26 protein-coding genes are annotated in these 22,463 nt (G+C 70.4%); 12 read left to right on the top strand and 14 right to left on the bottom strand.

Translation table 11 applies throughout. From position 1 onward, the window contains the following. Positions 1–26 precede the first annotated feature (26 nt). The 4 genes from NS220_RS09755 to NS220_RS09740 all read right to left on the bottom strand — a co-directional run bounded on the left by NS220_RS09755 (position 27) and on the right by NS220_RS09740 (position 3,638). On the bottom strand, positions 27–1,016 hold the full coding sequence (locus tag NS220_RS09755) for an ABC transporter substrate-binding protein (protein ID WP_058623881.1): 990 nt from the start codon (positions 1,014–1,016) through the stop codon (positions 27–29). Positions 1,017–1,084: 68 nt separating this feature from the next. Next, positions 1,085–2,170: an ABC transporter permease gene (locus NS220_RS09750; protein WP_058623880.1), complete on the bottom strand. Its 1,086-nt coding sequence runs from the start codon at positions 2,168–2,170 to the stop codon at positions 1,085–1,087. Next, a complete protein-coding gene (locus tag NS220_RS09745) occupies positions 2,167–2,943 on the bottom strand; it encodes an ATP-binding cassette domain-containing protein (protein WP_058623879.1) in 777 nt (258 codons plus the stop codon). Before NS220_RS09745 ends, NS220_RS09750 begins: the two co-directional genes overlap by 4 nt. Continuing rightward, positions 2,940–3,638, bottom strand: a complete 699-nt coding sequence (locus tag NS220_RS09740; RefSeq protein ID WP_242864586.1) for a nucleoside/nucleotide kinase family protein — start codon at positions 3,636–3,638, stop codon at positions 2,940–2,942. The genes NS220_RS09745 and NS220_RS09740 overlap by 4 nt, the downstream gene beginning before the upstream one ends. 237 nt (positions 3,639–3,875) lie before the next feature. Here NS220_RS09740 and NS220_RS09735 point away from each other — a divergent pair, with 237 nt between their 5' ends. Continuing rightward, on the top strand, positions 3,876–4,604 hold the full coding sequence (locus NS220_RS09735) for an SDR family oxidoreductase (RefSeq protein ID WP_058623878.1): 729 nt from the start codon (positions 3,876–3,878) through the stop codon (positions 4,602–4,604). A gap of 33 nt (positions 4,605–4,637) precedes the next feature. On the opposite strand, the gene NS220_RS09730 is transcribed toward NS220_RS09735, so the two are convergent. Then, the gene (locus NS220_RS09730; protein WP_058623877.1) at positions 4,638–5,885 is read right to left on the bottom strand and encodes a D-arabinono-1,4-lactone oxidase; all 1,248 of its coding nucleotides are present in this window, start codon (positions 5,883–5,885) and stop codon (positions 4,638–4,640) included. Positions 5,886–5,985: 100 nt separating this feature from the next. Further along, positions 5,986–7,146, bottom strand: coding sequence for an ROK family transcriptional regulator (locus NS220_RS09725; protein WP_058623876.1), 1,161 nt, complete (start codon positions 7,144–7,146; stop codon positions 5,986–5,988). 95 nt (positions 7,147–7,241) lie between these two features. Here NS220_RS09725 and NS220_RS09720 point away from each other — a divergent pair, with 95 nt between their 5' ends. The 3 genes from NS220_RS09720 to xylA all read left to right on the top strand — a co-directional run bounded on the left by NS220_RS09720 (position 7,242) and on the right by xylA (position 9,946). After that, positions 7,242–7,727 carry a glutathione peroxidase gene (locus tag NS220_RS09720; protein ID WP_058623875.1) on the top strand — a complete coding sequence of 162 codons (486 nt, stop codon included), beginning with the start codon at positions 7,242–7,244 and terminating at the stop codon, positions 7,725–7,727. A 31-nt stretch (positions 7,728–7,758) separates the two neighbouring features. After that, entirely contained in the window at positions 7,759–8,655 is an 897-nt protein-coding gene (locus NS220_RS09715) for an esterase/lipase family protein (protein WP_058623874.1), read from the top strand. Between the two features lie 103 nt (positions 8,656–8,758). Further along, entirely contained in the window at positions 8,759–9,946 is a 1,188-nt protein-coding gene (gene xylA / locus NS220_RS09710; protein ID WP_058623873.1) for a xylose isomerase, read from the top strand. A 172-nt stretch (positions 9,947–10,118) separates the two neighbouring features. On the opposite strand, the gene NS220_RS09705 is transcribed toward xylA, so the two are convergent. After that, the gene (locus NS220_RS09705) at positions 10,119–10,556 is read right to left on the bottom strand and encodes a nitroreductase family deazaflavin-dependent oxidoreductase (RefSeq protein WP_058623883.1); all 438 of its coding nucleotides are present in this window, start codon (positions 10,554–10,556) and stop codon (positions 10,119–10,121) included. A 65-nt stretch (positions 10,557–10,621) separates the two neighbouring features. On the opposite strand from NS220_RS09705, the gene NS220_RS09700 reads away from it, so the two are divergent. Further along, positions 10,622–12,073 (top strand): NCS2 family permease, encoded by a 1,452-nt coding sequence (locus NS220_RS09700; RefSeq protein ID WP_058623872.1) that lies wholly within the window; start codon positions 10,622–10,624, stop codon positions 12,071–12,073. Between the two features lie 659 nt (positions 12,074–12,732). Here the strand turns inward: NS220_RS09700 and sucD are convergent. After that, a complete protein-coding gene (gene sucD / locus NS220_RS09695; protein WP_058623871.1) occupies positions 12,733–13,635 on the bottom strand; it encodes a succinate--CoA ligase subunit alpha in 903 nt (300 codons plus the stop codon). A 17-nt stretch (positions 13,636–13,652) separates the two neighbouring features. After that, positions 13,653–14,816: an ADP-forming succinate--CoA ligase subunit beta gene (sucC, locus tag NS220_RS09690; protein WP_058623870.1), complete on the bottom strand. Its 1,164-nt coding sequence runs from the start codon at positions 14,814–14,816 to the stop codon at positions 13,653–13,655. Between the two features lie 818 nt (positions 14,817–15,634). On the opposite strand from sucC, the gene NS220_RS09685 reads away from it, so the two are divergent. Both NS220_RS09685 and NS220_RS09680 read left to right on the top strand, forming a co-directional pair. Further along, on the top strand, positions 15,635–16,279 hold the full coding sequence (locus NS220_RS09685; RefSeq protein WP_058623869.1) for a phosphatase PAP2 family protein: 645 nt from the start codon (positions 15,635–15,637) through the stop codon (positions 16,277–16,279). Between the two features lie 287 nt (positions 16,280–16,566). Further along, positions 16,567–16,857: a hypothetical protein gene (locus tag NS220_RS09680; protein ID WP_058623868.1), complete on the top strand. Its 291-nt coding sequence runs from the start codon at positions 16,567–16,569 to the stop codon at positions 16,855–16,857. Between the two features lie 46 nt (positions 16,858–16,903). Here NS220_RS09680 and NS220_RS09675 read toward each other — a convergent pair whose 3' ends face one another. Continuing rightward, positions 16,904–17,506 (bottom strand): response regulator transcription factor, encoded by a 603-nt coding sequence (locus tag NS220_RS09675; RefSeq protein ID WP_058623867.1) that lies wholly within the window; start codon positions 17,504–17,506, stop codon positions 16,904–16,906. Continuing rightward, the gene (locus NS220_RS09670) at positions 17,503–18,666 is read right to left on the bottom strand and encodes a sensor histidine kinase (RefSeq protein ID WP_242864585.1); all 1,164 of its coding nucleotides are present in this window, start codon (positions 18,664–18,666) and stop codon (positions 17,503–17,505) included. The genes NS220_RS09675 and NS220_RS09670 overlap by 4 nt, the downstream gene beginning before the upstream one ends. Before the next feature lie 152 nt (positions 18,667–18,818). Here NS220_RS09670 and NS220_RS09665 point away from each other — a divergent pair, with 152 nt between their 5' ends. Next, complete coding sequence (locus NS220_RS09665) at positions 18,819–19,319, top strand: hypothetical protein (protein ID WP_058623865.1); 501 nt, start codon at positions 18,819–18,821, stop codon at positions 19,317–19,319. A gap of 125 nt (positions 19,320–19,444) precedes the next feature. Further along, positions 19,445–19,915: a hypothetical protein gene (locus NS220_RS09660; RefSeq protein ID WP_058623864.1), complete on the top strand. Its 471-nt coding sequence runs from the start codon at positions 19,445–19,447 to the stop codon at positions 19,913–19,915. A 61-nt stretch (positions 19,916–19,976) separates the two neighbouring features. On the opposite strand, the gene NS220_RS09655 is transcribed toward NS220_RS09660, so the two are convergent. Further along, positions 19,977–20,459, bottom strand: coding sequence for a nucleoside deaminase (locus NS220_RS09655; protein ID WP_058623863.1), 483 nt, complete (start codon positions 20,457–20,459; stop codon positions 19,977–19,979). A 116-nt stretch (positions 20,460–20,575) separates the two neighbouring features. Here NS220_RS09655 and NS220_RS09650 point away from each other — a divergent pair, with 116 nt between their 5' ends. Continuing rightward, positions 20,576–20,896, top strand: a complete 321-nt coding sequence (locus tag NS220_RS09650; RefSeq protein WP_058623862.1) for a hypothetical protein — start codon at positions 20,576–20,578, stop codon at positions 20,894–20,896. 41 nt (positions 20,897–20,937) lie between these two features. Here NS220_RS09650 and NS220_RS09645 read toward each other — a convergent pair whose 3' ends face one another. After that, entirely contained in the window at positions 20,938–21,201 is a 264-nt protein-coding gene (locus NS220_RS09645; protein WP_058623861.1) for a hypothetical protein, read from the bottom strand. On the opposite strand from NS220_RS09645, the gene NS220_RS09640 reads away from it, so the two are divergent. Beyond that, positions 21,176–21,487, top strand: coding sequence for a CGNR zinc finger domain-containing protein (locus tag NS220_RS09640; protein WP_081323093.1), 312 nt, complete (start codon positions 21,176–21,178; stop codon positions 21,485–21,487). The two genes, NS220_RS09645 and NS220_RS09640, sit on opposite strands and share 26 nt — an antisense overlap. 57 nt (positions 21,488–21,544) lie before the next feature. Here the strand turns inward: NS220_RS09640 and NS220_RS09635 are convergent, their stop codons facing one another. Further along, the gene (locus tag NS220_RS09635) at positions 21,545–22,123 is read right to left on the bottom strand and encodes a leucine-rich repeat domain-containing protein (protein WP_058623860.1); all 579 of its coding nucleotides are present in this window, start codon (positions 22,121–22,123) and stop codon (positions 21,545–21,547) included. 85 nt (positions 22,124–22,208) lie between these two features. Here NS220_RS09635 and NS220_RS09630 point away from each other — a divergent pair, with 85 nt between their 5' ends. Next, a complete protein-coding gene (locus NS220_RS09630; protein ID WP_058623859.1) occupies positions 22,209–22,418 on the top strand; it encodes a DUF1653 domain-containing protein in 210 nt (69 codons plus the stop codon). Positions 22,419–22,463: the final 45 nt, after the last annotated feature.

Genomic DNA, 22,463 nt, shown 5'->3' with positions numbered 1-22,463 from the left:
GGGGTCCCGGCATCCGGGGTCAGACGTCAGCAGGAGGACTTGTAGACCGCGTCCTTGCCGTCGCCGTTGATGTTGTCCTTGGTGAGGATGGTGAAGCCGGTCTGGATCTTGGCTTCGGTGGATTCGCCCTTCAGCGCGGCGATGGCCTGCTTGACGCCGTCGGAGCCGATGGTTCCGGGCTCCTGGGCGACGAGGGCCTGGACGGTGCCGGCTTCGAGGGCCTTGACCTGGGCGGGACCGGCGTCGAAACCGACGATGGTGACGGCGCCCTGCTTGCCGGCCTGCTGGACCCCGGTGGCGGAGCCTTCGGCGGCGAAGAGGTTGGCGGCGAAGATGCCGACGATGTCGGGGTCCTTCTGCAGCGCGGCGGTCACGATCTCGGCAGCCGTGGAGGGCTCGTTGTGGGAGTACTGCACGCCCACGGAGCTGAACTTGCTGTCCTTCTTGACGGCGTCTTCGAAGCCCTGGGCGCGGGCGTCGGTGGTGGACACACCGGGGTCGGTGGAGACGACGAGGACCTTGCCGCCGCCCGGGTTGGCCTTCTGGATGGCCTCGAACGCGGCCGCTCCACCACCCTGGTTGTCGCTCGATACCTGTGCGACGGCGCCGGAGGGGTCCTCGAGCGTCGTGTCGACGAGGACGACCTTGATCCCGGCGGCTTCGGCTGCGGCGATCGGCGCCTGCATGGCGGAGACGTCGGTGGGGGCGATGAGCAGCGCGTCGGGCTTGGAGGCGACGACGGCGTCGACGATGGGCTTCTGCAGGGTGGGGTCGAACTTCTCCGGGCCCTGGGTGGTGACGGTGGCGCCTTCGGTTTTGGCTTCGGCTTCGATGCCGCACTGCATGGAGATGTAGAACTCGTCTCCTGCGACGCCCTGCACGAACGCGATCTTGTACCCGCCGTCGGAGCCGCCGGACGCGCCGCCCGAGGCGGCCCCGCCGGAACAGCCCGCGAGGGTCAGAGTCGCCGCCATGCCGAAGACCGTGAGCACGGTCGCCTTCTTGTTCCACTTCATTGTGATCACCGTTTCTTGGTTCGGGTTGTGTGTTTCGGGTGTGGGTGGGGAAAGGACGCCGCCGCGGCTCAGCCGCGCCGACCTCCGCTGAGGAACTTGCGCCAGAGGCCCTGCGAGTTGCCGCGCGTGGCGGCGGTGCGGCGCACCTGGTCGACGTACACCGCCGTGATCAGCACCGCGCCCACGGCGACCTGCTGCCAGAACGGCTGCACGCCCGTGATGACGAAGCCGTTCTGCAGCACCGCCGGGATGAACAGACCGACGACGGTGCCCATGATCGTGCCGACCCCGCCGAAGAGCGACGTGCCACCGATGACCACCGCGGCGATGACGTTGAGGTTGGTCTGCGACTGGCCGGCGATCGCCGTCGTCGAGAACTGCGAGAGAGACAGGATGCCGCCGAGTCCGGCCAGAGCACCGGAGATCGTGTAGATCTTGATCAGCTGCGCGTCGACCTTGACGCCGACGCGGCGGGCGGCGATCTCGCTCGATCCGACCGCCAGCGTGTAGAGACCGAAGCGCGTGTAGTGCAGCACGATCGCGCCGATCGCGACGACCACGAGGGCGATGACGCTGATGATCGGGACGCTGCCGAAGACGTTGCCGTAGCCGATCGAGACAGTCAGCACGGTGGGGACGTCGCGGATGTCGACGCCGCCGGTGAGGATCTGCGCGAGCCCGAGAGCCATGCCGAGCGATCCCAGGGTGACGATGAGCGGCGGGATCTTCGCCTTGGCGATGAGGAAGCCGTTCAGCAGTCCCCAGCACACGCCGCTGAGGATCGCGACCAGGATGCCGACGACGGCGACGCCCCAGCCCTCTCCGCCGAGCGCCCGCATGACGATGGCTGCGACCACTCCCGAGAACACCAGGACCGACCCGACCGACAGGTCGATACCGGCGGTGATGATGACGTAGGTCATGCCCACCGCGAGGACCGCGAGGATCGAGGCGTTCTGGATGATGAGGCGGAAGTTGGTCCACTGCGCGAACGAGTCGGGCGCGATGATGCTGAAGACGATGATGATCGCCAGCAGGACGAGGAGGATCTGGAAGGCCTGCGTGCGGAGGATGCGGCGGACCGGGTTGACCTTCTGGTTGTCGTCGAACGTGCCGATCGCGACGGTCTCGGTGGGAGGGGTGCTGGTGCTCACTTCTGGTCGTCCTTCGTGACGGCGCCGGTCATGAGCCCGACGAGTTCTTCCATGGAGGTGTCCGCGGCCTGGATGTTGGCCACGCGGGTGCCCAGGCGCAGCACCTGGATGCGGTCGGAGACGTCGATGACGTGGGGCATCGAGTGCGAGATGAAGACCACGGCGATGCCCTTGTCGCGCACCCGGCGGATCGTCTCGAGCACGTTCTTCGTCTGACGCACGCCGAGGGCGGCGGTGGGCTCGTCGAGGAAGACGACGCGCGAGGCCCAGTGCACTGCCCGGGCGATCGCGATCGCCTGGCGCTGACCGCCCGACATCTCGCCGACGGGAGAGGTGAGGCTGCGCACCGTCGCACCGAGCTCGTCGAACGCGGCCCGCGACGCCTTCGCCATGTCCTTCGTCTTCATGAAGCCGAGGGCCCCGGCGAGGCCCGGGCGGCGGATCTCGCGGCCGAGGTACATGTTCTGCACCGGGTCGAGGTGCGGGGCCAGTGCCAGATCCTGGTAGACCGTCTCGATGCCGAGCGCGGAGGCGACCTGCGGGTTCGACATGTCGATCGGCTGCCCGTCGAAGCGGATCTCGCCCTCGTCGACCGCGAGGTTTCCCGACAGCGCCTTCACGAGCGTGGACTTGCCGGCGCCGTTGTCGCCGATCAGTGCGGTGACCTCGCCGGGGTAGACCTCGAAGTCGACGTTGTTGAGGGCGCGGACGGATCCGAACTGGCGCGAGAGACCCCGCGCCTGCAGCACAGGCGTGGCTGTGGTGGTGCTCATGAGGAGGCTCCTTCGTGGTGTCCGGCGTTCCGAGGGGGAGCGTCGGTGACGGTGATGACGAGATCGGCGCGGTCGCGGCCCCGCTCGACGATGACGGCGTTGGCTTCGTCGACATCGCGGACCCAGGCGACGGCCTCGTCGTGAGGGTGACCGTGCGAGAGGCGGCGCGCGACGAGACGGTCGTGGCGTTCTTGGGCGTCGACGTCGAGGAACCAGATCTCGTCGAGACGGGATGCCACGGCATCCCACCCGAAATCGTCGTGCAGCAGGTAGTTGCCTTCGGTGATGACCAGGGGGACGTCGGCGGGGACGAGAACCGCGGAGCCGATCGATTCCTCGAGGTCGCGGTCGAAGCGCGGAGCGTAGACGGCGTGCCCGCCGCGGATGCGGTCGAGTAGAGCCACATAGCCGTCCACGTCGAAGGTGTCGGGTGCGCCTTTGCGCTCGCGACGCCCCAGGCGCATGAGCTCTTCGTTCGCGAGGTGGAAGCCGTCCATGCCGACGAGGATCGCGTCGGCGCCGAGGGCCGCGAGGAGGGCGTCGCTGACGGTGGACTTTCCCGCCCCGGGCGTGCCCGCGATACCCAGCACGCGGCGATCGCCGGCCGCGACGAGGGTGCGTGCGCGGTCGACGAGAGCGTCGAGGTGCACGACCACGGCGGGGGTGGTCTCGTCGGGTTCCGAGGTGTGGGTCACAGCGGTGTGGTCCTTCCGGGCGGCGCCGCACATCGGAGTGCTGCGTCGGTGAAGCGGTGTCGGTGGGGGCCCACCGGGTCGAGCTTTCGGTTACGGTAAGCCCATCATGACACCGGTGTCAACGTCCGTGATCAATTCGTCATGACACCGAAGTCATCCGCGTGATTCTGTGGTTATCATGGGCCGCGACGACATCGAGGTCGTCCCCGCCCCGTGAAACCCGAAAGAGTCCCGCCCATGAGTGAATTCACCGACCGCATCGTCCTCGTCACCGGAGCCGGCGGCGGGATCGGTGGTGCGACGGTCCGCCACCTCGTCGCCGCCGGAGCGACCGTGCTCGCGGCGGGACGCACGGCTGACAGCGTCGCCGCGATCGTCGAGGAGACCGGCGCCGAGCCCGTCGTCTTCGACCTCGAGTCGGAGGACGAGATCCGCACCGCGATCGAGGGTCGCGACCTCTACGGCGTCGTGAACTGCGGCGGCTGGGGAGGCGAGATCGCCACCCCGATGGAGACCGACATCGATGTCTTCGACAAGGTCATGAGCATCAACGCGCGCGGCTCGCTGCTGGTCACGAAGTACGCCTCGCGCGAGATGATCCGCGTCGGCAAGGGCGGCGCGATCGTCAACGTCTCGAGCCAGGCCAGTCTCGTCGCCCTCACCGGGCACATCTCGTACGGCTCGTCCAAGGCCGCGCTCGACAACATCACGCGCGTGTCGGCCCTCGAGCTCGGCGGGTACGGCATCCGGGTCAACAGCGTCAACCCGACCGTCGTGATGACGCCGATGTCGGCGTGGTACTGGGGACGCCCCGACATCGAGGGCCCCTTCCTCGAGGCGATGCCCCTGCACAAGTGGGCGACCGAAGACGACATCGCGGCCCCGATCGTGTTCCTCCTGAGCGACGGTGCGGGCATGATCTCCGGCGTCTCGCTCCCGATCGACGGAGGCTACTCCAGCCGCTGATCCGGGTGCCGCGGGGCGGGTCGGCGTACCGGACTACCTCCCGAGCGCCCGCTCCACGAAGGCGTTCCGGAAGACGCCCCGCGGGTCCGCCTCGCGGGCCGCGGCGACGAAGTCCGCGGCCCGGGGGAGGGCCGCGCGGACGGCCGCACCCGGCATGGTGAATGCCTTGCCCCAGTGCGGTCGCACGTCGAACGGCGCCAGTGCGGCCTCGATGTGCGGCAGCACCGCGAGCACGCCCTCGGTGTCGTTGCGCCAGGTGAAGTGGATCGCGAGGACGTCGTGCTGGTACGCGGGGCTCAGCCACAGGTCGTCGCCGGCGACGGTGCGCAATTCGGTCACCAACAGCTGCGCGTCGAACGCGGGGGCGATTGCCCGCACCGCGGCGAGGGCGTCGCGCGCGGCGGCGAACGGCACGAAGTACTCCGACTGGATCTCGTCGCCGTCGCTCGGGAGCGCATCGGCGCGGAAGTGCGGGAGTCGCGTGTGCCAGGGACCGACGGATCCGCGCGGGGTCGTGTTGTCGACCGTGCGGATACGCCCGAGGTGGATGTCGTCGCCGACCGGCCGACCGCCGAGATCCTCCACCCATTCCGGCGCGCCGGCATCGCTCTTGGCCCACACCAGGTCGTGCGCCGGGTCGCCCCAGGTCGTGAAGACGCTGACGCTGCGGGAACCGCCGAACACCCGCTCCGGGTCGCCCGCGATGTCGTCCCACGCGACACCGGTGTACGCCTGCTGGGTCACCTCGTAGGTCGGCTCGGTCTGCAATTCGACCGCGGTGACGACGCCCAAGGCGCCGATGCTCAGGGCGGCCGCCGGGAACCACTCGTGGCCCTGATCGATGCGGTGGGGGCGGCCGGTGGCATCCAGGATCTCCACCGCCCGCACCGCGCTCGACAGGTTGCCGTTGCGGATCCCCGAGCCGTGAGTGCCCGTGGCGGTGGCGCCCGCGACGGAGATGTGCGGGAGGGATCCGAGGTTGTGCAGCGCCCGGCCCTGCGCCTCGATCACCGGGGCGAGCTGCGCGAAGGTCACGAGCCCCTCGACCCGCACGCGATCGCCGACGAGGTCGATGCGCGTCGGCATGCGCTCGAGCGACACGAGAGCCGCATCGGCGTCGGCGATGTCGTTGAACGTGTGCCGGGTCGCCTGGACGCGGAGCGAATCGGCGGATGCCACGACCTCGGCGAGCTCGTCGAGGTCGGCGGGCAGCAGCACCTCGGTGGCACGGTAGTGGTGGTTTCCCGACCAGGTGGTGCCGGCCGGTCGTGTCTCGGTCATGGTTCTCCTCGCGTCGACGTGTCCATCCTGCCCCGGACCGCCGACATCGGGGCGCGACGGGATGTTCTCCCGCCCCCGCGCATGGGTGAATGCCGGACGCTCAGCGCCCCGGGAACAGGGCGGCTTCGAACACCGCTTCCGCGGCCCCCACGAGCAGGCGGTCCCCGCCCAGCTCGGCGACGGCGAGCCGCAGCCCCTCGGCGCACGCCGGGACGGTCTGCGCGCGCACCGCGGCGTCGAGACCGGCGAGGTCGCGCCCGGCCAGGACGGCCAGGAACCCGCCGAGCACGACGACGGCGGGGTTCAGCACGTTCGCGGCGTTCGCCAGCGCGGTCGCGAGGATCCGTCGCTGGCGGTCGACCTCGGCGCGCGCCACGGGATCGGACGCGGATGCCAAGGCGGCGGCCAGGGCCGCATCGTCGCCGCCGTCGAGCTCCACCGCCGCGAGAAGGTGCGCGCGACTGACTTCGTCTTCGAGGACGCCCTCCGCCGCGCGCCGGTCGGTCGCGTCGACGATGCCCGGCCGATTCTGCCCGAACTCTCCGGCGTAGCCGCCCGCGCCGCCCAGGGGCGTCCCGCCGACGATCACCGCCCCGCCGATCCCGCTTGCGCCGCCGTTGAGGTAGACGACATCGTGCGCGCCGCGCGCGGCGCCGAAGAGGTACTCGGCGAGGGCGCCGAGGGCTGCGTCGTTGGCGACGTGGGCGGTCAGGCCCGTGGCATCCGTCACCAGATCCGCGAGGGGAGCGTCGGTCCAGCCGAGGTGCGGGGCCTCGCGGACGAGACCGTCCGAAGCGCGTACCGGGCCGGGCACGGCGAGGCCGACGCCGACGATCTGCGCCGCGGCGAGGGGGCCGCGCCTCCACGTCTCGACGGTCTCGGCGATCAGCGCGGCGGTGCGCTCGGGGGTCAGCAGGGTCCGCTGGTCCACGCGCTCCCGGGCCAGGATCGTCCCGTCGAGAGCGATGGCGCCGATGTCGAGGGCGTCGACCTCGGGGTTCGCGGCGATGGCCACGACGCGCGGGTCGGGGACGACGATCGGGGAGGGGCGGCCGACGCGGCCCTGGGCATCGGATGCCCGCTCGACCACGAGCCCCGCGCGCTGCAGCTCGGCGACGAGATCGGCGATGGTGGAGCGGTTCAGCCCCGTCGCCTCGGTGAGGGCGGCGCGCGAGCGCGGGCCCTCGCGATGCACCGTGCGCAGCACGAGCGACAGGTTGGCACGGCGCATGCCGTCGCCGCGGGTGCCCGCTGTGGCCATTCGTCCACTGTGCCACGAGCCGCACCATCTCTCGCGCGGTGCAGACGGACCGGAATTCCCACCCGAGGCAAATCGAGCGGTGCCAGGATGGATCCATGGACCTCTCCGGCATCCCGATCACGACCATCCGCGGTGAAGAGACGACCTTCGGCGACCTGACCGCCGGCAAGGCGGCGCTCGTCGTGAACGTCGCTTCGCGGTGCGGCCTCGCGCCGCAGTACGAAGCGCTCGAGGCGCTGCACAAGAAGTACGCCGACCGCGGGTTCACGGTCATCGGCTTCCCCAGCAACCAGTTCCTGCAAGAGCTCAGCGACGAGGACAAGATCGCCGAGTACTGCTCCGCCACGTGGGGTGTGACCTTCCCGATGTCGGAGAAGGTCAAGATCAACGGCCGAGGCGCCCACCCGCTCTACAAGGAGCTCACGACGACCCCGGACGCCGAGGGCAAGACCGGCCGCATCTCGTGGAACTTCGAGAAGTTCGTCGTCTCGCCCGACGGTCGCGTGACGCGTTTCAGCCCGCGGACGCTCCCCGACGCTCCCGAGGTCGTCGCCGCGATCGAGCACGCGCTGCCGCGCTGATCGAGCCGGTCCGCGTCGGTATCCTGACGCCATGATCGATGCCGTCGTCCTCGTCTCCGGCGGAGCCGCCGTCACGCCCTACACCGACACCGCGCACGCCGCCGCGTCGGGGCTGGCGGCGGGCAACACGATGACCGCGCTGCGTGCGCACGTCCTCGATCGCGGCATCCGCGTCTTCACCGCTCCCGCCCGTATCGGTGTCGGAGAGGTGCGGCAGGATGCCGGGTGGCAGGGGTTCGGAGACGTCCCCGTCGTGCTGCCGGCCGAGGTGACGATCAACGCGGTCGGCCGCGTCGACGACGCGGGCGTCGCGCTCGCCGGGTTCCTTCGGCACCTCGCCGCGAACGACGGCGTCGGTCGCGTCGCCCTCGTCGGTCACTCGATGGGCGGGCTGTTCTCGCGCGCGGCGATCCGCGAGCTCGGCGACGACGGCCCCCGCGTCGCGCACCTCGTGACGCTCGGGACCCCGTGGGACGGTTCGGTGCTGGGAGATCTCCTCGACGACGAGATCACCGAGGACGACGCGCACGGCGACCCGGCGACGCTGCAGATCTTCGCCGAGGCGCGTCCCTATGCCGACGCGAACTCGCAGGGTGCCGCAGACGAGGTGTCGCGCCGGTTCCTGCGGGGCTGGAACGAACGGCAGGCCGGCGTGCTCGACGGCATTCCGGTGACAGCGATCGGGGCGGGCTACTTCGCGGCCGCCGACGAACCGCGGCAGCTGTGGCCGCACGACGGACTCGTCTCGCTCACGAGCGGTCGGGCCGACGAGGTGCCCGCCGCGGTGCTCCCCGAGGTGGTGCGGCACTCGTTCCCCGACCACGTGCACAGCATCTTCTTCGCCGAGGCTTTCGGCTTGCCGTGGGAGCGCGCACTGACGTGGGACCCCGCGGTGTTCGCGCGCATCGACGACGCGCTGGGAATCTGAGCAGAGCGCTGGACGCCGCGGCATCCGGGGTATATGTTGTGAAAACCAACAAACCCGCCGTGCGTCACCGCGCACTCGTGCGTCTCCATGCGAAGGAGCAGGAATGCCCACCCCCACCCGCGATGACAAGTTCTCGTTCGGACTCTGGACCGTCGGATACAACGGCACCGACCCCTTCGGCGGTCCCACCCGCAAGCCGCTCGACGTCGTGCACGTCGTCGAGAAGCTCGCCGAGCTCGGCGCCTACGGCCTGACGTTCCACGACGACGACCTCTTCGCGTTCGGCTCGACCGACGCCGAGCGTCAGACCCAGATCGACCGCCTCAAGGGCGCGATGGAGGCCACCGGCATCGTGACGCCGATGGTCACGACCAACCTCTTCTCGGCCCCCGTCTTCAAGGACGGGGGCTTCACCTCGAACGACCGCCAGGTGCGCCGCTTCGCCCTGCGCAAGGTGCTGCGCAACCTCGACCTCGCCGCCGAGCTCGGCGCGAAGACGTTCGTCATGTGGGGCGGCCGCGAGGGCGCCGAGTACGACTCCGCGAAAGACATCCGTCAGGCGCTCGAGCGCTACCGCGAGGCCGTCAACCTGCTCGGGGACTACGTCACCGACAAGGGCTACGACATCCGCTTCGCGATCGAGCCCAAGCCCAACGAGCCCCGCGGCGACATCCTGCTGCCGACGCTCGGCCACGCGATCGCGTTCATCGACTCGCTCGAGCGCCCCGAGCTCGTGGGCCTGAACCCCGAGGTCGGCCACGAGCAGATGGCGGGCCTGAACTTCGCCGCCGGCATCGCCCAGGCGCTGTACCACGGCAAGCTCTTCCACATCGACCTCAACGGTCAGCGCGGCATCAAGTACGACCAGGACCTCGTCTTCGGCCACGGCGACCTGCACAACGCGTTCGCGCTGGTCGACCTGCTCGAGAACGGCGGCCCCGGCGGGGTGCCCGCGTACGACGGCCCCCGCCACTTCGACTACAAGCCCTCGCGCACCGAGGACGAGACCGGCGTCTGGGACTCCGTCTCGGCCAACATGAACACCTACCTGCTGCTCAAGGAGCGCGCCGCGGCCTTCCGCGCCGACCCCGAGGTGCAGGAGGCGCTCGAGGCCGCCAAGGTCGCCGAGCTCGCGCAGCCGACCCTGAACGAGGGCGAGTCGTACGACGACCTCCTCGCCGACCGCTCGGCGTACGAGGACTTCGACGTCGACGCCTACCTCGGTGGCAAGGGCTTCGGCTTCGTCCGTCTGCAGCAGCTCGCCACCGAGCACCTGCTCGGCGCACGCTGAGCTTCGCAGGGGCCCGGATGCCGCGGCATCCGGGCCCCTCCGCTCGGCGCCTCGTCGGTCGCGGCGCGGTTCCGGGTCGGGCCCGCATCCCCTTGAGTGTCCAAGAAACGCCGCGAGGGCGTGCGCCGCCACGGCGTTTCTTGGACACTCGACGGAGGGCGCCCGGGGGGGGTCAGTCGACGGGCTCCAGCACGAACAGCTCGATGCGCCGCTCGGTCTTCTTCTGGTACTCGTCGTAGTCGGGCCAGACGGCCGCGGCGCGCGCCCACCACGCCTCGCGCTCGGCGCCTTCGGCCTGGTGCGCGTCGTACTCCTTCTTCACGTCGCCGTCCTGCAGGGCGACGCGGGGGTTCTTGACGAGGTTGTAGAACCACGCGGGATGCTCGGGAGCGCCACCCTTGGATGCCACGACCGCGTACTTCCCGTCGTGCTCGACGCGCATGAGGGCGGTCTTGCGGAGCCCACCGGTTTTGGCGCCGACGGTGGTGAGGACGATGATGGGTACGCCCCGCAGCTCGGCGGATTCCTGGCCTCCCGAGGCCTCGAACGTCTCGGCCTGCTGGCGGGCCCATTCGCTGGTGCTGGGCAGATACTCTCCTGAGAGCGACATGTCGTCCACGATACGTCGGCGTCTTCCCCTCCGGTCCTCCCCCTCCCCTGTTTCTTGGAGCCTTCATGAGCGCTTCTGCTCCCGAGACCACGGCCGCCCCCGCACCGAAGAACGGCCTCGACCGCTTCTTCGAGATCACCGCCCGCGGCTCGACCGTCGGTGCCGAGATCCGCGGCGGTGTGGTCACGTTCGTGACGATGGCGTACATCGTCATCCTGAACCCGATCATCCTGTCGGGAACCCCCGACGTCGCGGGAAACGCCCTCGGCTTCCCGCAGGTCGCCGCCGTGACCGCGCTGACGGCCGGCGTCATGACGATGCTGTTCGGCCTTGTCACCCGCCTCCCCTTCGCGTTCGCCGCGGGCCTCGGCATCAACTCGTTCCTCGCCGTCGGCATCGTCGGCGAGGTGACATGGCCCGAAGCCATGGGGCTCGTCGTCATCAACGGACTCATCATCGTGCTGCTCGCCGTGACCGGCCTCCGGCGCATGATCTTCGAGGCCGTGCCGCTCGCCCTCAAGACAGCGATCACCGTCGGCATCGGCCTCTTCATCGCCTTCATCGGCTTCGTCGACAGCGGCCTCGTCACCTCGACCGGGCTGAACTCTCCCCCGGTCGGCCTCGGAGTCGGCGGCTCGATCGCCACGATCCCGACCGCCCTGTTCGTGCTCACGCTCGTCATCACCGCGGTGCTTCTGGTGCGCAAGGTCAAGGCCGCGCTGCTGATCGGCCTGCTCTCGGGCACGGTCATCGCCGTGATCGTCGAGGCGGTTGCGGGCCTGGGCGCCAAGGCCGACGGCAACGCCGGCGGCTGGGGCCTCAGCGTGCCGAAGCTGCCCGCCCAGTGGGTGAGCCTCCCCGACCTGTCGCTCGTCGGCCAGGTCGACCTCGTCGGCTCGTTCGGCCGGATCGGCGTGCTCGCCGCCCTCATGCTCGTCTTCACGCTCGTGTTCACGAACTTCTTCGACGCGATGGGCACGATGACCGGTCTCTCGCGCGAAGCGGGCCTCGCCGCCCCCGACGGCACGTTCCCGCGCCTGCGCTCGGCGCTGGTCATCGAGGGCATCGGCGCCGTGGCGGGTGGGGCGACCTCCTCGTCGTCGAACACCGTGTTCATCGAGTCGGGCTCCGGCATCGGCGAGGGCGCCCGCACGGGCCTTGCGAACGTCGTCACGGGCGGTCTGTTCCTGCTCGCGATGTTCTTCACGCCGCTGACCAGCATCGTTCCGACCGAGATCGCCGCCGCGGCGCTGGTGATCGTCGGCGCGCTGATGATGGGCCAGATCCGCCACGTCGACCTGAGCGACCTGTCGGTGCTCATCCCGGTCTTCCTGACCGTGACCGTGATGCCCCTGACCTACTCGATCGCCAACGGCATCGGCGCGGGCTTCGTCAGCTGGGTCCTCATCCAGGCGCTCTCCGGCCGCGCCCGCCGGGTGAGCCCCCTGCTGTGGATCGTCGCCGCCGGCTTCGTCATCTTCTTCGCCCGCGGCCCGGTGGAGGCGCTGCTGGGCTGAGCCTGGCGCGTGACAGGGGCCCGGATGCCACGGCATCCGGGCCCCGTGTTCGTCACCGCCGCCGGGACGGGCCGGGGCCGCCGCGGCGCGGGCCGCCCGCGGCGGCGCGGGCCGCGCGCGGCGGCCGGGCGACGGGCGCGCCGGGGCGGCCTCGCCACCGAAACCGCATTCCCTCACCGAGACCGCACCCGTTGGACGCCTATCCCCTACGGCCTCGGCAAACGCATGCGGTCTGGCCGTGAGCGGCACGGCACGGGGCGCGGCGCGGGCCCGGGCGCGGGGGCCGGGCCGGGCGCGGCACCGGGCCGCGCGCGGCGGCCGGGCGCGCGGGGCCAGGCACCGCGCGGCGCGGCCCCGACGCCGAAACCGCACCCGTTCGCCCAGACCGCACCCGTTGGACGCCGATCCCCTACGGCCTCGGCAAACGCATGCGTTCTCGTGGCGCGGGGCCAGGCCGGGCGCGGCGCGGGACCGGGCGCGGCGCGGGGCCAGGCCGGGCGCGGCGCCGGGCAGGCCGGGCGCGGGACCGGGCGCGGCGCGGGGCCGGGCGCGGCACGGGGCCCGCGCCGGCCCCCGGCGGCCGACGGACGCCCGGCACGCCCCCGCACACGCGAAAGGGCCCGGATGCCATGGCATCCGGGCCCTTCAGAAGCGAAACGTCAGAGCGCTTCGATGATCTCGCGCATCAGCGACGCGGTCTCGGACGGCGTCTTGCCGACCTTGACGCCGGCGGCCTCGAGGGCCTCCTTCTTCGCCTGGGCGGTACCGGCCGAGCCGGAGACGATGGCGCCGGCGTGGCCCATGGTCTTGCCCTCGGGGGCGGTGAAGCCGGCGACGTAGCCGACGACGGGCTTGGTGACATTCTCGGCGATGTAGGCGGCGGCGCGCTCTTCGGCGTCTCCACCGATCTCACCGATCATGACGATGGCCTTGGTCTCGGGGTCGGCCTCGAACGCCGCGAGGGCGTCGATGTGCGTGGTGCCGATGACCGGGTCGCCGCCGATGCCGATGGCGGTCGAGAAGCCGAGGTCGCGCAGCTCGAACATCATCTGGTACGTCAGGGTGCCCGACTTCGACACGAGGCCGATCGGACCCTTGCCGGTGATGTTCGCGGGGGTGATGCCCACGAGCGCCTCGCCGGGCGTGATGATGCCGGGGCAGTTCGGGCCGATGATGCGGGTCTTCTCGCCCTTCGACTTCGCGTACGCCCACGCCTCGGCGGTGTCACCGACGGGCACGCCCTCGGTGATCACGACGAGGAGGGGGATCTCGGCGTCGATGGCCTCGACCATCGCGTCCTTCGTGAAGGCCGGGGGCACGAACGCGATCGACACGTCGGCGCCGGTCTCGCGCATGGCCTCTTCGACCGAGGCGAAGACGGGGAGCTCCACGTCGTTGCCCGACGCGTCCTTGTGCGAGACGGTGGTGCCGGCCTTGCGGGCGTTCACGCCGCCGACGACCTGGGTACCGGCCTTGAGCATGAGGGCGGTGTGCTTGGTGCCCTCGCCGCCGGTGATGCCCTGGACGATGACCTTGGAGTCCTTGTTGAGGTAGATCGACATTTCTCTGTCCCTATCCCTTACGCGTTGGCCAGTTCGGCGGCCTTGTCGGCGCCCTCGTCCATACCGGCGGCGAGGGTGACGAGCGGGTGGTTGGCGGCGGCGAGGATCTCACGACCCTCTTCGACCTGGTTGCCGTCGAGGCGCACGACGAGCGGCTTGGTCGCGGTGTCGCCGAGGATCTCGAGGGCCTTCACGATGCCCTCGGCCACGGCGACGCACGAGGTGATGCCACCGAAGACGTTGACGAAGACGCTCTTGACCTGCTCGTCGCCGAGGATGACGTCGAGGCCGGCGGCCATGACGGTCGCCGAGGCGCCGCCACCGATGTCGAGGAAGTTCGCGGGCTTGACGCCACCGTGCTTCTCGCCGGCGTACGCGACGACGTCGAGGGTCGACATGACCAGACCCGCGCCGTTACCGATGATGCCGACCTGGCCGTCGAGCTTGACGTAGTTGAGGTCGTGCTGCTTGGCCTTGGCCTCGAGCGGGTCGGCCGCGTCCTTGTCTTCCAGCGCCTCGTGGTCGGGGTGGCGGAAGCCGGCGTTCTCGTCGAGCGAGACCTTGCCGTCGAGGGCGATGATGTCGCCGTCCTCGCTCTGGATGAGGGGGTTCACCTCGACGAGGGTGGCGTCCTCGCCCTTGTAGACGTTGTAGAGCTTGACGAAGACGTCGGCGACCTTGGGCGCGAGCTCCTCGTCGAACTTGGCGGCGCGAGCGATCTCGAGCGCCTTCTCGGGGGTGATGCCCTCGATCGGGTCGACCTCGATGCGGGCGAGCGCGTCGGGACGCTCGACGGCGAGCTCCTCGATCTCCATGCCGCCCTCGACACTCGAGAGCGACAGGTAGGAGCGGTTCGAGCGGTCGAGCAGCACCGAGAAGTAGAACTCCTTGGCGATGCGGGCGCCGGCGGCGACCATGACGCGCTTGACGACGTGGCCCTTGATGTCGAGGCCGAGGATGGCCTGCGCCGCCTCGAATGCCTCGTCGGGGTTCTTCGCGACCTTCACACCGCCGGCCTTGCCGCGGCCTCCGGTCTTGACCTGAGCCTTGACGACGACGACGCCACCGAGCTTCTCCGCGGCCGCCTTCGCCTCCTCAGGGGTGTCGGCGATGATGCCGGCGAGCACCGGCACCTCGTACTTTTCGAACAGATCACGTGCCTGGTACTCGTAGAGATCCACGGACAATCCTTCGCTGGGCGATCGGTGGTGGGAGGAGGCGAAACTCTCTCGATATCAAGAGATCTGCGCCAATCGTCCACCCTACCGGACGGGGGTGAGAACGCCCGACGGTTGCCCCTTCAATGGGAGGGGTTCCGGATGCCGAGCCCTCGCGGTTTCATCCCCGTCCGCCCGCCGCAGGCGTGTTGGTCGGCTGACAGCCCCGCCCAGTGATCTGAGATCCTCCGCGCGGAGAGGGAACGCGGACCAGACCACACGAACGCGGGAGGGGCGGAGCTCGAGGGTCGGATACGTCGGCACACATCGACGAACGAGTCGTCGGGCAACGCCAGAAAGGCGAGGCAACGTGAAGGTGCGCGACCTCGCCGCGACGCTCGGGGTGAGCGATCGGATGATTGACATCAACGAGACGTTCGAGGCTTCGCTCCGGCGGACGGTCTCGTCGACCTGATCGCACACCGCGGGGAGGTTTCCGCTCCCGTGTGAGCGCGCAGCGCCGCACTTCGCGAAGCCGCGCTCGACAGCTTTGCGCGGGCGCGGAGCTGGGCGACCGGCCGCTGAGCGTCTCCCCGTGCACGTTGCGGGGGCCTCTCCCTTCCTGTCCGGATCGGCATCCGGCCGGAGGTTATGCTGCTCGGCGTTCCGCAGCGATCCACGGCGATTCAGGCGGAGTACCGATCCGGCCGGTGTGACCGGCGTTCGATCGAGGAGGCTGCGCACATGCTCCGACCGGAACGTCTCCCGGGGGTCGACGAATGAGGACGCCGGCACCGCCGGCTCGGGGCGCTCTGCTCCAGCCCACGCGAAACGGTCACCACGTGATCTGGCCCGCCGTCGTCACGGGGTTGGCGCTCATCGCGCTGGGACTCGTCCTCCGCGTCGCCCCGATCGACGCGCCCGTGGTCGAAGCCCTCAACGCTTCTCACACGGGCGCGTGGGGGCGAACGGCGAATGTCATCTACCTCTCTCTGGAACCCGTCCCGTCCGCTCTCCTGACGCTCGTGATCCTCGCCTCGATCGCGGTGGTCCGTCGGTCTCTGCGCACAGGGGTCGTCTTCGGAGGGGTCGTCGCGCTCACCTGGCTCCCCACCGAAGTCATCAAGCTCGTGGTGGACAGACCACGACCGGACGCCCTGGCCCTCGCCCACCCGTTCTCGCCGGCTCCGGTGGACGCGTCTTTCCCCAGCGGGCACACCACATTCGTGGCCACCCTCGCGATCGCCTTCTGGTTCCTCCTGCGCGGCACCCGATGGGCAGCTCTCCCCCTCATCGCGGGTACCGCAGCCACCGTCACCATCGGACTCGCCGTCGTCAGCGACGGAGTGCACTACCCCACCGACGTCGCCGCGTCCATCCTGTGGGCGCTTGCCATGGCCCCCGTCGCCCGGTGGGTCATGGTCGACCTCGTCCCCGCAGGGTTGTTTCGAATCGCGCGATCGCACGATCGGCCCCGCAGGCGCTGACGCCGGCCAACTGGTCGAGATCGGTGCCGCCGCCGCTGGACGTGCGGGTTCGCTGCGTCCCGATCGGCAACGGCCCGCGGTGCGGGGCGAGGCTCCCGCGCGGCAACGAACGCGAGATCACCGCCCCGGCTCACGAGCATCGGGCTGAGGCCGCCCATCCGGGGGCATCCACGTCGACGGGGGAAGGGCGTGTTCTTCGCTGCCGACCGGGCCTCCGTTCAGGGGAACCGGGGTACCCGGCATACAGAGCGAGGGGACGGCCGCCTCTGTGAAAGGCGACCGCGGTCGTGACCGCCTTCGTCGACGCCGGAGGAACGTGCACCAACCCCGTCGACTCCCGCCTGTCGCTTGCCACCTCGTCGATCGACTGCCTCGGCCCGAACGGGGCGATGCAGACGATCGCTGTCTTCGCCACGCCTGCCGAGGCGGAGTCCTGGTTCGCGGCGCAGAAGGCCGTGAAGGTCACCGGGTCGACGAGCTACCTCCTCGGCGAGAACTGGGCCATGGTCGGCGAAGGAACGAGCATGAACAGCGCTCAGAAGCTCGGCGTGCGCGACCAGTCCCTGGTCTCGCCCTGACATCCGCGGTGTCGGCGCGTGATCGTCGCGCGCCGACACCGCCGTCTCAGATCCACCCCCGCTCCCGCGCATGGATCGTCGCCTGCTGCCGACTCGCGAGCCCGAGCTTCCCCAGCACCGACGACACGTGGTTGCGCACCGTCCCCGCCGACAGGTGCAGCACCGAGGCGATCTCCGCCACCGTCTCCCCCCGCGCCCCGGCCCGCAGCACGTCGAGCTCCCGATCGGTGAGGGGGCTGCGTTCGTCGCTCAGCGCGTCGGCGGCGATCTCGGGGTCGACGTAGCGTCGCCCGGCGGCGACCTCGCGGATGACCGCGGCCACGTCATCCGCGGGCCGCGATTTCGGCAGGAAGCCGTCGACACCCGCCCCGAGCGCACGCCGCAGGACGCCGGGGCGCGCGTGACGCGTGACGATCACGCAGCGCGAGGGGACGCGGCGGAGGATCCGCCCGGCCGTGTCGACGCCGTCGAGCCCGGGCATCTCGAGGTCGAGCAGGCAGACGTCGGGGCGCAGCCGCTCGGCTTCGGCGATGGCGCTCTCTCCGTCGCGGCACTCCCCGACGACCTCGAGATCGGGTTCGAGGCGCAGGAGCGCGGCGAGCGCCGTGCGGATCATGTCTTCGTCGTCGGCGATGAGCACACGGATCATGCAGGCACCTCCTCGGGCACGCGAACGGTGACGCGGAACAGATCGCCCGCGTGGGCGGCATCCACCGTTCCGCCGACGGTGCGGACGCGCTCGGCGATCCCCGAGAGACCCGCCCCGTCCCCGACCGGAGACGCCGCGGCGCGCGCGTCGTTCTCGACGACCAGCACCCACGATCCCTGGTGCCGACCGAGGGAGAGGGATGCCGACACCCCACCGCCGTGCTTGAGCACATTCGTCGTCGACTCGCGGATCACCGGCCCCAGCACGTCCGCCGGAGCGCGACCGGCCTCGGTGTCGACCAGGAGCTCGACGGTGACGCCTGCGGCGCGCAGCAGATCGGCGGCGTTGGCGAGTTCGTCGGGGAGGGGCACCCCACGGAACCGCGCCGCGAGGTCCCGGGTGCCGCGCCGTGCGTCGTCGACGCTGGCCCGCGCCGCACGCACCTGCTCCACGGCGGCCTCCGGGTCGCGTCCCATCATCTTCTCGGCGAGCTCCAGCTGCAGCGCGATGACCTGGAGGTGGTGTCCCTGCAGGTCGTGGAGATCGCTCGCCAGGCGCAGGCGCTCTTGAGCGGCGGCGAGGCGGCCCTCGGCGCGACGGGCGCGGTCGAGCTCGCGGACGATGTCCCACCACCACAGCGACGTCGCCGTCAGCGGCGGCAGCATCGCGATGAAGATCCCCATGCCGAGCACCTGGGCGACGTATCCCTCGGGATTCAGTCGCGTGGCCTCGATCACCCATCCCGCGGCGACCACGAGGGTCAGCATCACCACGAGACGGAGCCGGACCCCGGCCCGCCACCGCACGAGACACAGCGCCTGCGCCGCAAGCACCACTCCGAGAAGCAGCGACCCCGCGGCAGCACCGGCGAGCGCGGCCGACGCCACGCCGGCGAGTACGAGGGGCCACACGGGCCGCACCGGTGTGTCGATCTCATCGAGCGGCTCGCGCCGGTAGCGCACGAGCAGGAGGATCGCGGATGCCACCGACCCGGCCGCTCCGACCAGGTACAGCACCGTGGTCGCCGCGGGCTCGTTCAGAACCAGCACGAGCGTCCAGATGACCAGGCCGAAGACCTGCAGCATCATGATCGAGACGACGGTGTACCACCACGTCACGCGTACGTCGCGGGCGTACGCCGCGGCGGGGGATGTGCTCACCCCGGCCACTGTACGGCCGTGACATTCGTCATGGGTCCGGCCCGACATCCTCCGGGTTCGCCATGACACGGCGACACTGCCGCCGACGGGCCGCTCTCGCTGGGATGGAATCACCGCGGAAGAGCCGCGGTCCTCATCCCCCCGGAGCAGCCATGTCGAACCCCGTCTCTGACCTCGTCCTCGGTTTCCAGAACCTCGTCGCCGGGGTCCCCGATCTCGTCCAGCCCCTCGTCGTCGCCCTGGCGGGCGCGGTGCCCTTCATCGAGGGAGAGGGCGCGGCCGCGATCGGCATCATCGGCGGCATTCCCCCCGTCTTTGCGGCTCTGGCTGGAGCGGTCGGGAACCTCATCTGCGTGGCGATCGTCGTGCTGGCGACCTCGCGCGTCCGCACCGCCGTGACCACACATCGCGGAGGCGCCGAGAAGCCGGTCACGGCCCGGCGCGAGAAGTTCGAGCGCGCCTACCACCGGTACGGGACGCCGGGCGTGAGCCTGCTCGGACCGCTGCTGCTGCCCACGCAGTTCACGGCCGCGGCCCTCACGTCCACCGGTGTTCCCCCGATGCGCGTGCTCGCGTGGCAGGCGGCGGCGATCGTCCTGTGGACGACGGTGATCACGCTCCTCATCACGGGTGTCATCGGCGCGGTGGCGTGACCGGCCGCGGGCTCTCAGCCGACGCAGGGCGAGGTCTGAGCGTCCTCGCGGCGACACGCGTTGTCGCCGCGGGGCCCGCGCTTCTTGAATGGAAAGCCCCGCCTATCGAAACAGAATGGTGCCCCATGCCCCCGCAGACATCGACCGTCACCGTGACCCTCGGAGAGCCGATCTACGCGCAGGCGTTGTTCTACACCGCGATGTTCTCCGGCAAACCGTTCGCCGAAGCGTTGCTGGTCTATCGGCGGGGCGGGACGTACACGATCCTCTCCCCGGGCGAAGATCACCACGGATGCTGGGTCTCGGCCACCGCACCGCTGGATCCGCCGCGCCGCGTGAGCTTCATGTCCCTGCCGTCGGCGGACTGGGACGACGACATCGCCGCCCACACCCTGACGTTCGCCCCCGACACCGGGGCGTTCACCCAGGAGCTGCGCCTGCCCGGCGAGTCGGTTCCCCGCGCGCAGCACGGCTTCGCCGTCGCCGTCCCCTCCCCCGAGACGATCGACCCGACGAGGGGGTGGGCGGCGCTGCGCGAGCAGCACCGTGACACGTTCGAGCAGTTGCGGGCGCTGGCCTTCCCCGAGGGAGCCTGAGCGCCGGTCACCGCGCGGGGAGCCCGAGCCGCGCCTCACCGATGCTCGGCCAGGCCGGGCCTCAGCGCCAGAAACCGCGATGCGCCTCCGCCGCCTCCTCCTCGAGGTGCGGCCCCGAGACCTCGATCGCGCGGGTACCGTGCGCGAAGACCTCGCGAGAGGGAAGGTCGAGCGCAGTGCCGTCGTCCTCCGGCCCGGCGAGGGCGATGAGTCCGGTCCCGGACAGCGCGTAGACCACACGGCCGATCCCCGCCCAGAAGATCGCGCCACAGCACATCGCACAGGGTTCGCACGAGGTGTAGAGAGTGGATGCCGGCAACTCGGCGGCATCCAGGTCCCTCCACACGCGACGCACGAGGTTCGTCTCGGCGTGGCCGGTGACGTCGCGCTCGGCGAGCACGGTGTTCTCGGCCTCGATGACCCGCCCCTCGGCGGTCACGAGGAGCGCGCCGAACGGGTGGTTGCCGTGCTCGCGGGCGAGCTGCGACAGCTCGATCGCACGGTGGAGGTGGGCGAAGTCGGTCGCGGGGAGGGCGTCGGTCATGGAGTCGATGATGGCGGGTCACGGCTCACGGCGGGAAGACCGGCTTCCGCGTGCGCCGACGCGAGGAATCGCCACGAGAGGACGGAATTGCGCCGCGAGGACGTTAGTCTCGACGCATGACGTGCACGCGCCCCACCTTCGCCGAAATCACGGAATGGGTCGCGGATTACGAGAAGACCGACCATGTCGCCCACGCGACCGTGCACGTCCTCCCCCAGGAAGACCCCGAGCACCTCGAGTCGGGAATCGTCGCCGTCCACCTGAATCACGGCCCCGCGTCGATCTATCTGAACGTCGACTGCGATCGGAAATGGACCGCCGCCCTCACGGAACGGTCGGGCGAATTCCCCCTCTCGGGCGGGCATCTCATCGCTCTCGGTGAAGAACTGCTGACGACCGGCCGCCTCTGCGAGTACCTGCAGTCGCGGACGGACTGACGCCGCCGCGGATATCACCGAGCCCCGCACGCATCTCGCTCTCAGCCCGCGGCAAGCACGGCCGCCATCCCCTCCCGCAGGTCGCGCACGAAGGCATCCGGCATCTCCAGCGCCGGGAAGTGGCCCCCGGACTCGGGCGCTCGCCATCGCACGATACGGCGGAAGCGCTCCTCGGCCCACGGCCGGGGATGCTTCTCGATGTCATGCGGGTAGGTGGTGAGAGCCGCGGGCACCGTCACGCAGAGATCGGGGTCGAGGGACTGGTGGCTCTCGAAGTAGATGCGCGACGCCGTCGAGGTGATCAACGGGTTCGCCGCGCGGGGCGGTGCCGTGGCCGCTCTGACGCGCGACGGCGACCGGCGGTGGGTCCTGGGCGATCCGGCATCAGTCTCCGCAGCCCTCGGGGTCGTGGCCGCCGACGCGATCGAGATCCTTGCCGGCGTGCGCTCCGGAGCGCTCGCCCTCTGCGCCTCGCCGACCTGCCGCGCGGCCTTCTTCGACACGAGTCGCGGTCGCACGCGCCGCTGGTGCGACATGAACACCTGCGGGAACCACGAGAAGAAGGCGCGACGGAAGGCGCGGCGCGGCTGACGGTGGCCTCCGCGGCGGGGAGCGATGCGTCGGTCGCCGCGGCTGACCGCTCCGACTTCAGTCGCCGACGACGCGGATCTCCAGCCCCGGACGAGTCGAGAGCGCCCCCAGGAAATCGGATGCCGAACGCGAGACGACGAGCGTCTGCAGGTTCGTGAGCGCCTCGAGTGGGCGGTAGTCCGCGACCGCGACGTCGGCCAACCCCAGAGTCACCAACCCCGTCAGCGACCGGAGCGGCTCGACGTCGGTGATTCTCGTGCCGCTCAGCCAGAGCTTCTCGAGGCGCGTCAGCGATCGAAGCGGCGACAGATCGGCGACAGGGGTGTCGCCGAGCTCGAGCGACGTCAGCGAGCCCAGGCCGGAAAGCGGGCGGAGGTCACTGACGTGGGTGCCGTTCAGCCACAGGCGAGCAAGGTTCTTGAGCCCGGCAAGAGGGCGGATATCGGCGACGTCCGTGTCTTCGAGTCCGAGATCACGCAGACCCGAGAATCTCTCGATCCCGTCCAGTGCTCTCGCCTCGTCGACGATGAGTTCCTCGAGACTCTCGACACGCGCCTCGGGCGGCAGACCCTCGAACGCCTCCCGCACCGCGACGCACAGACCCGGATCCCCCCGCTCGACCGCCTCACCTGCCACTCCTCTACTCTGCGGCATTGCACATGCCCGAGCCCACCTTCCTGGCACGATTGAGGTGGCATCCGCACGAAAGAGAGCGCTCCGCATGACAGTCGAACCGGGCATCTACGAGCACTTCAAAGGCCAGCGCTACGAGGTGTTCGGGGTGGCGAGGCACTCCGAGACCGAGGAGGTCTTCGTCTCCTACCGCAAGCTCTACGACGACTACTCGTACTGGGTGCGCCCCGTCGACATGTTCACCGGTGACGTCGAGCGCGACGGGTACTCCGGCCCCCGTTTCCGGCGGATCGCCTAGCGACTGCCCCGGCCTCGCGACCGAGAGCCGTGGCAGCCGCGCTCC

It is taken from the genome of Microbacterium testaceum (assembly GCF_001476655.1).
GTDB lineage: Bacteria > Actinomycetota > Actinomycetes > Actinomycetales > Microbacteriaceae > Microbacterium > Microbacterium testaceum_C.
This window is presented reverse-complemented; position numbering and strand designations above follow the sequence as displayed.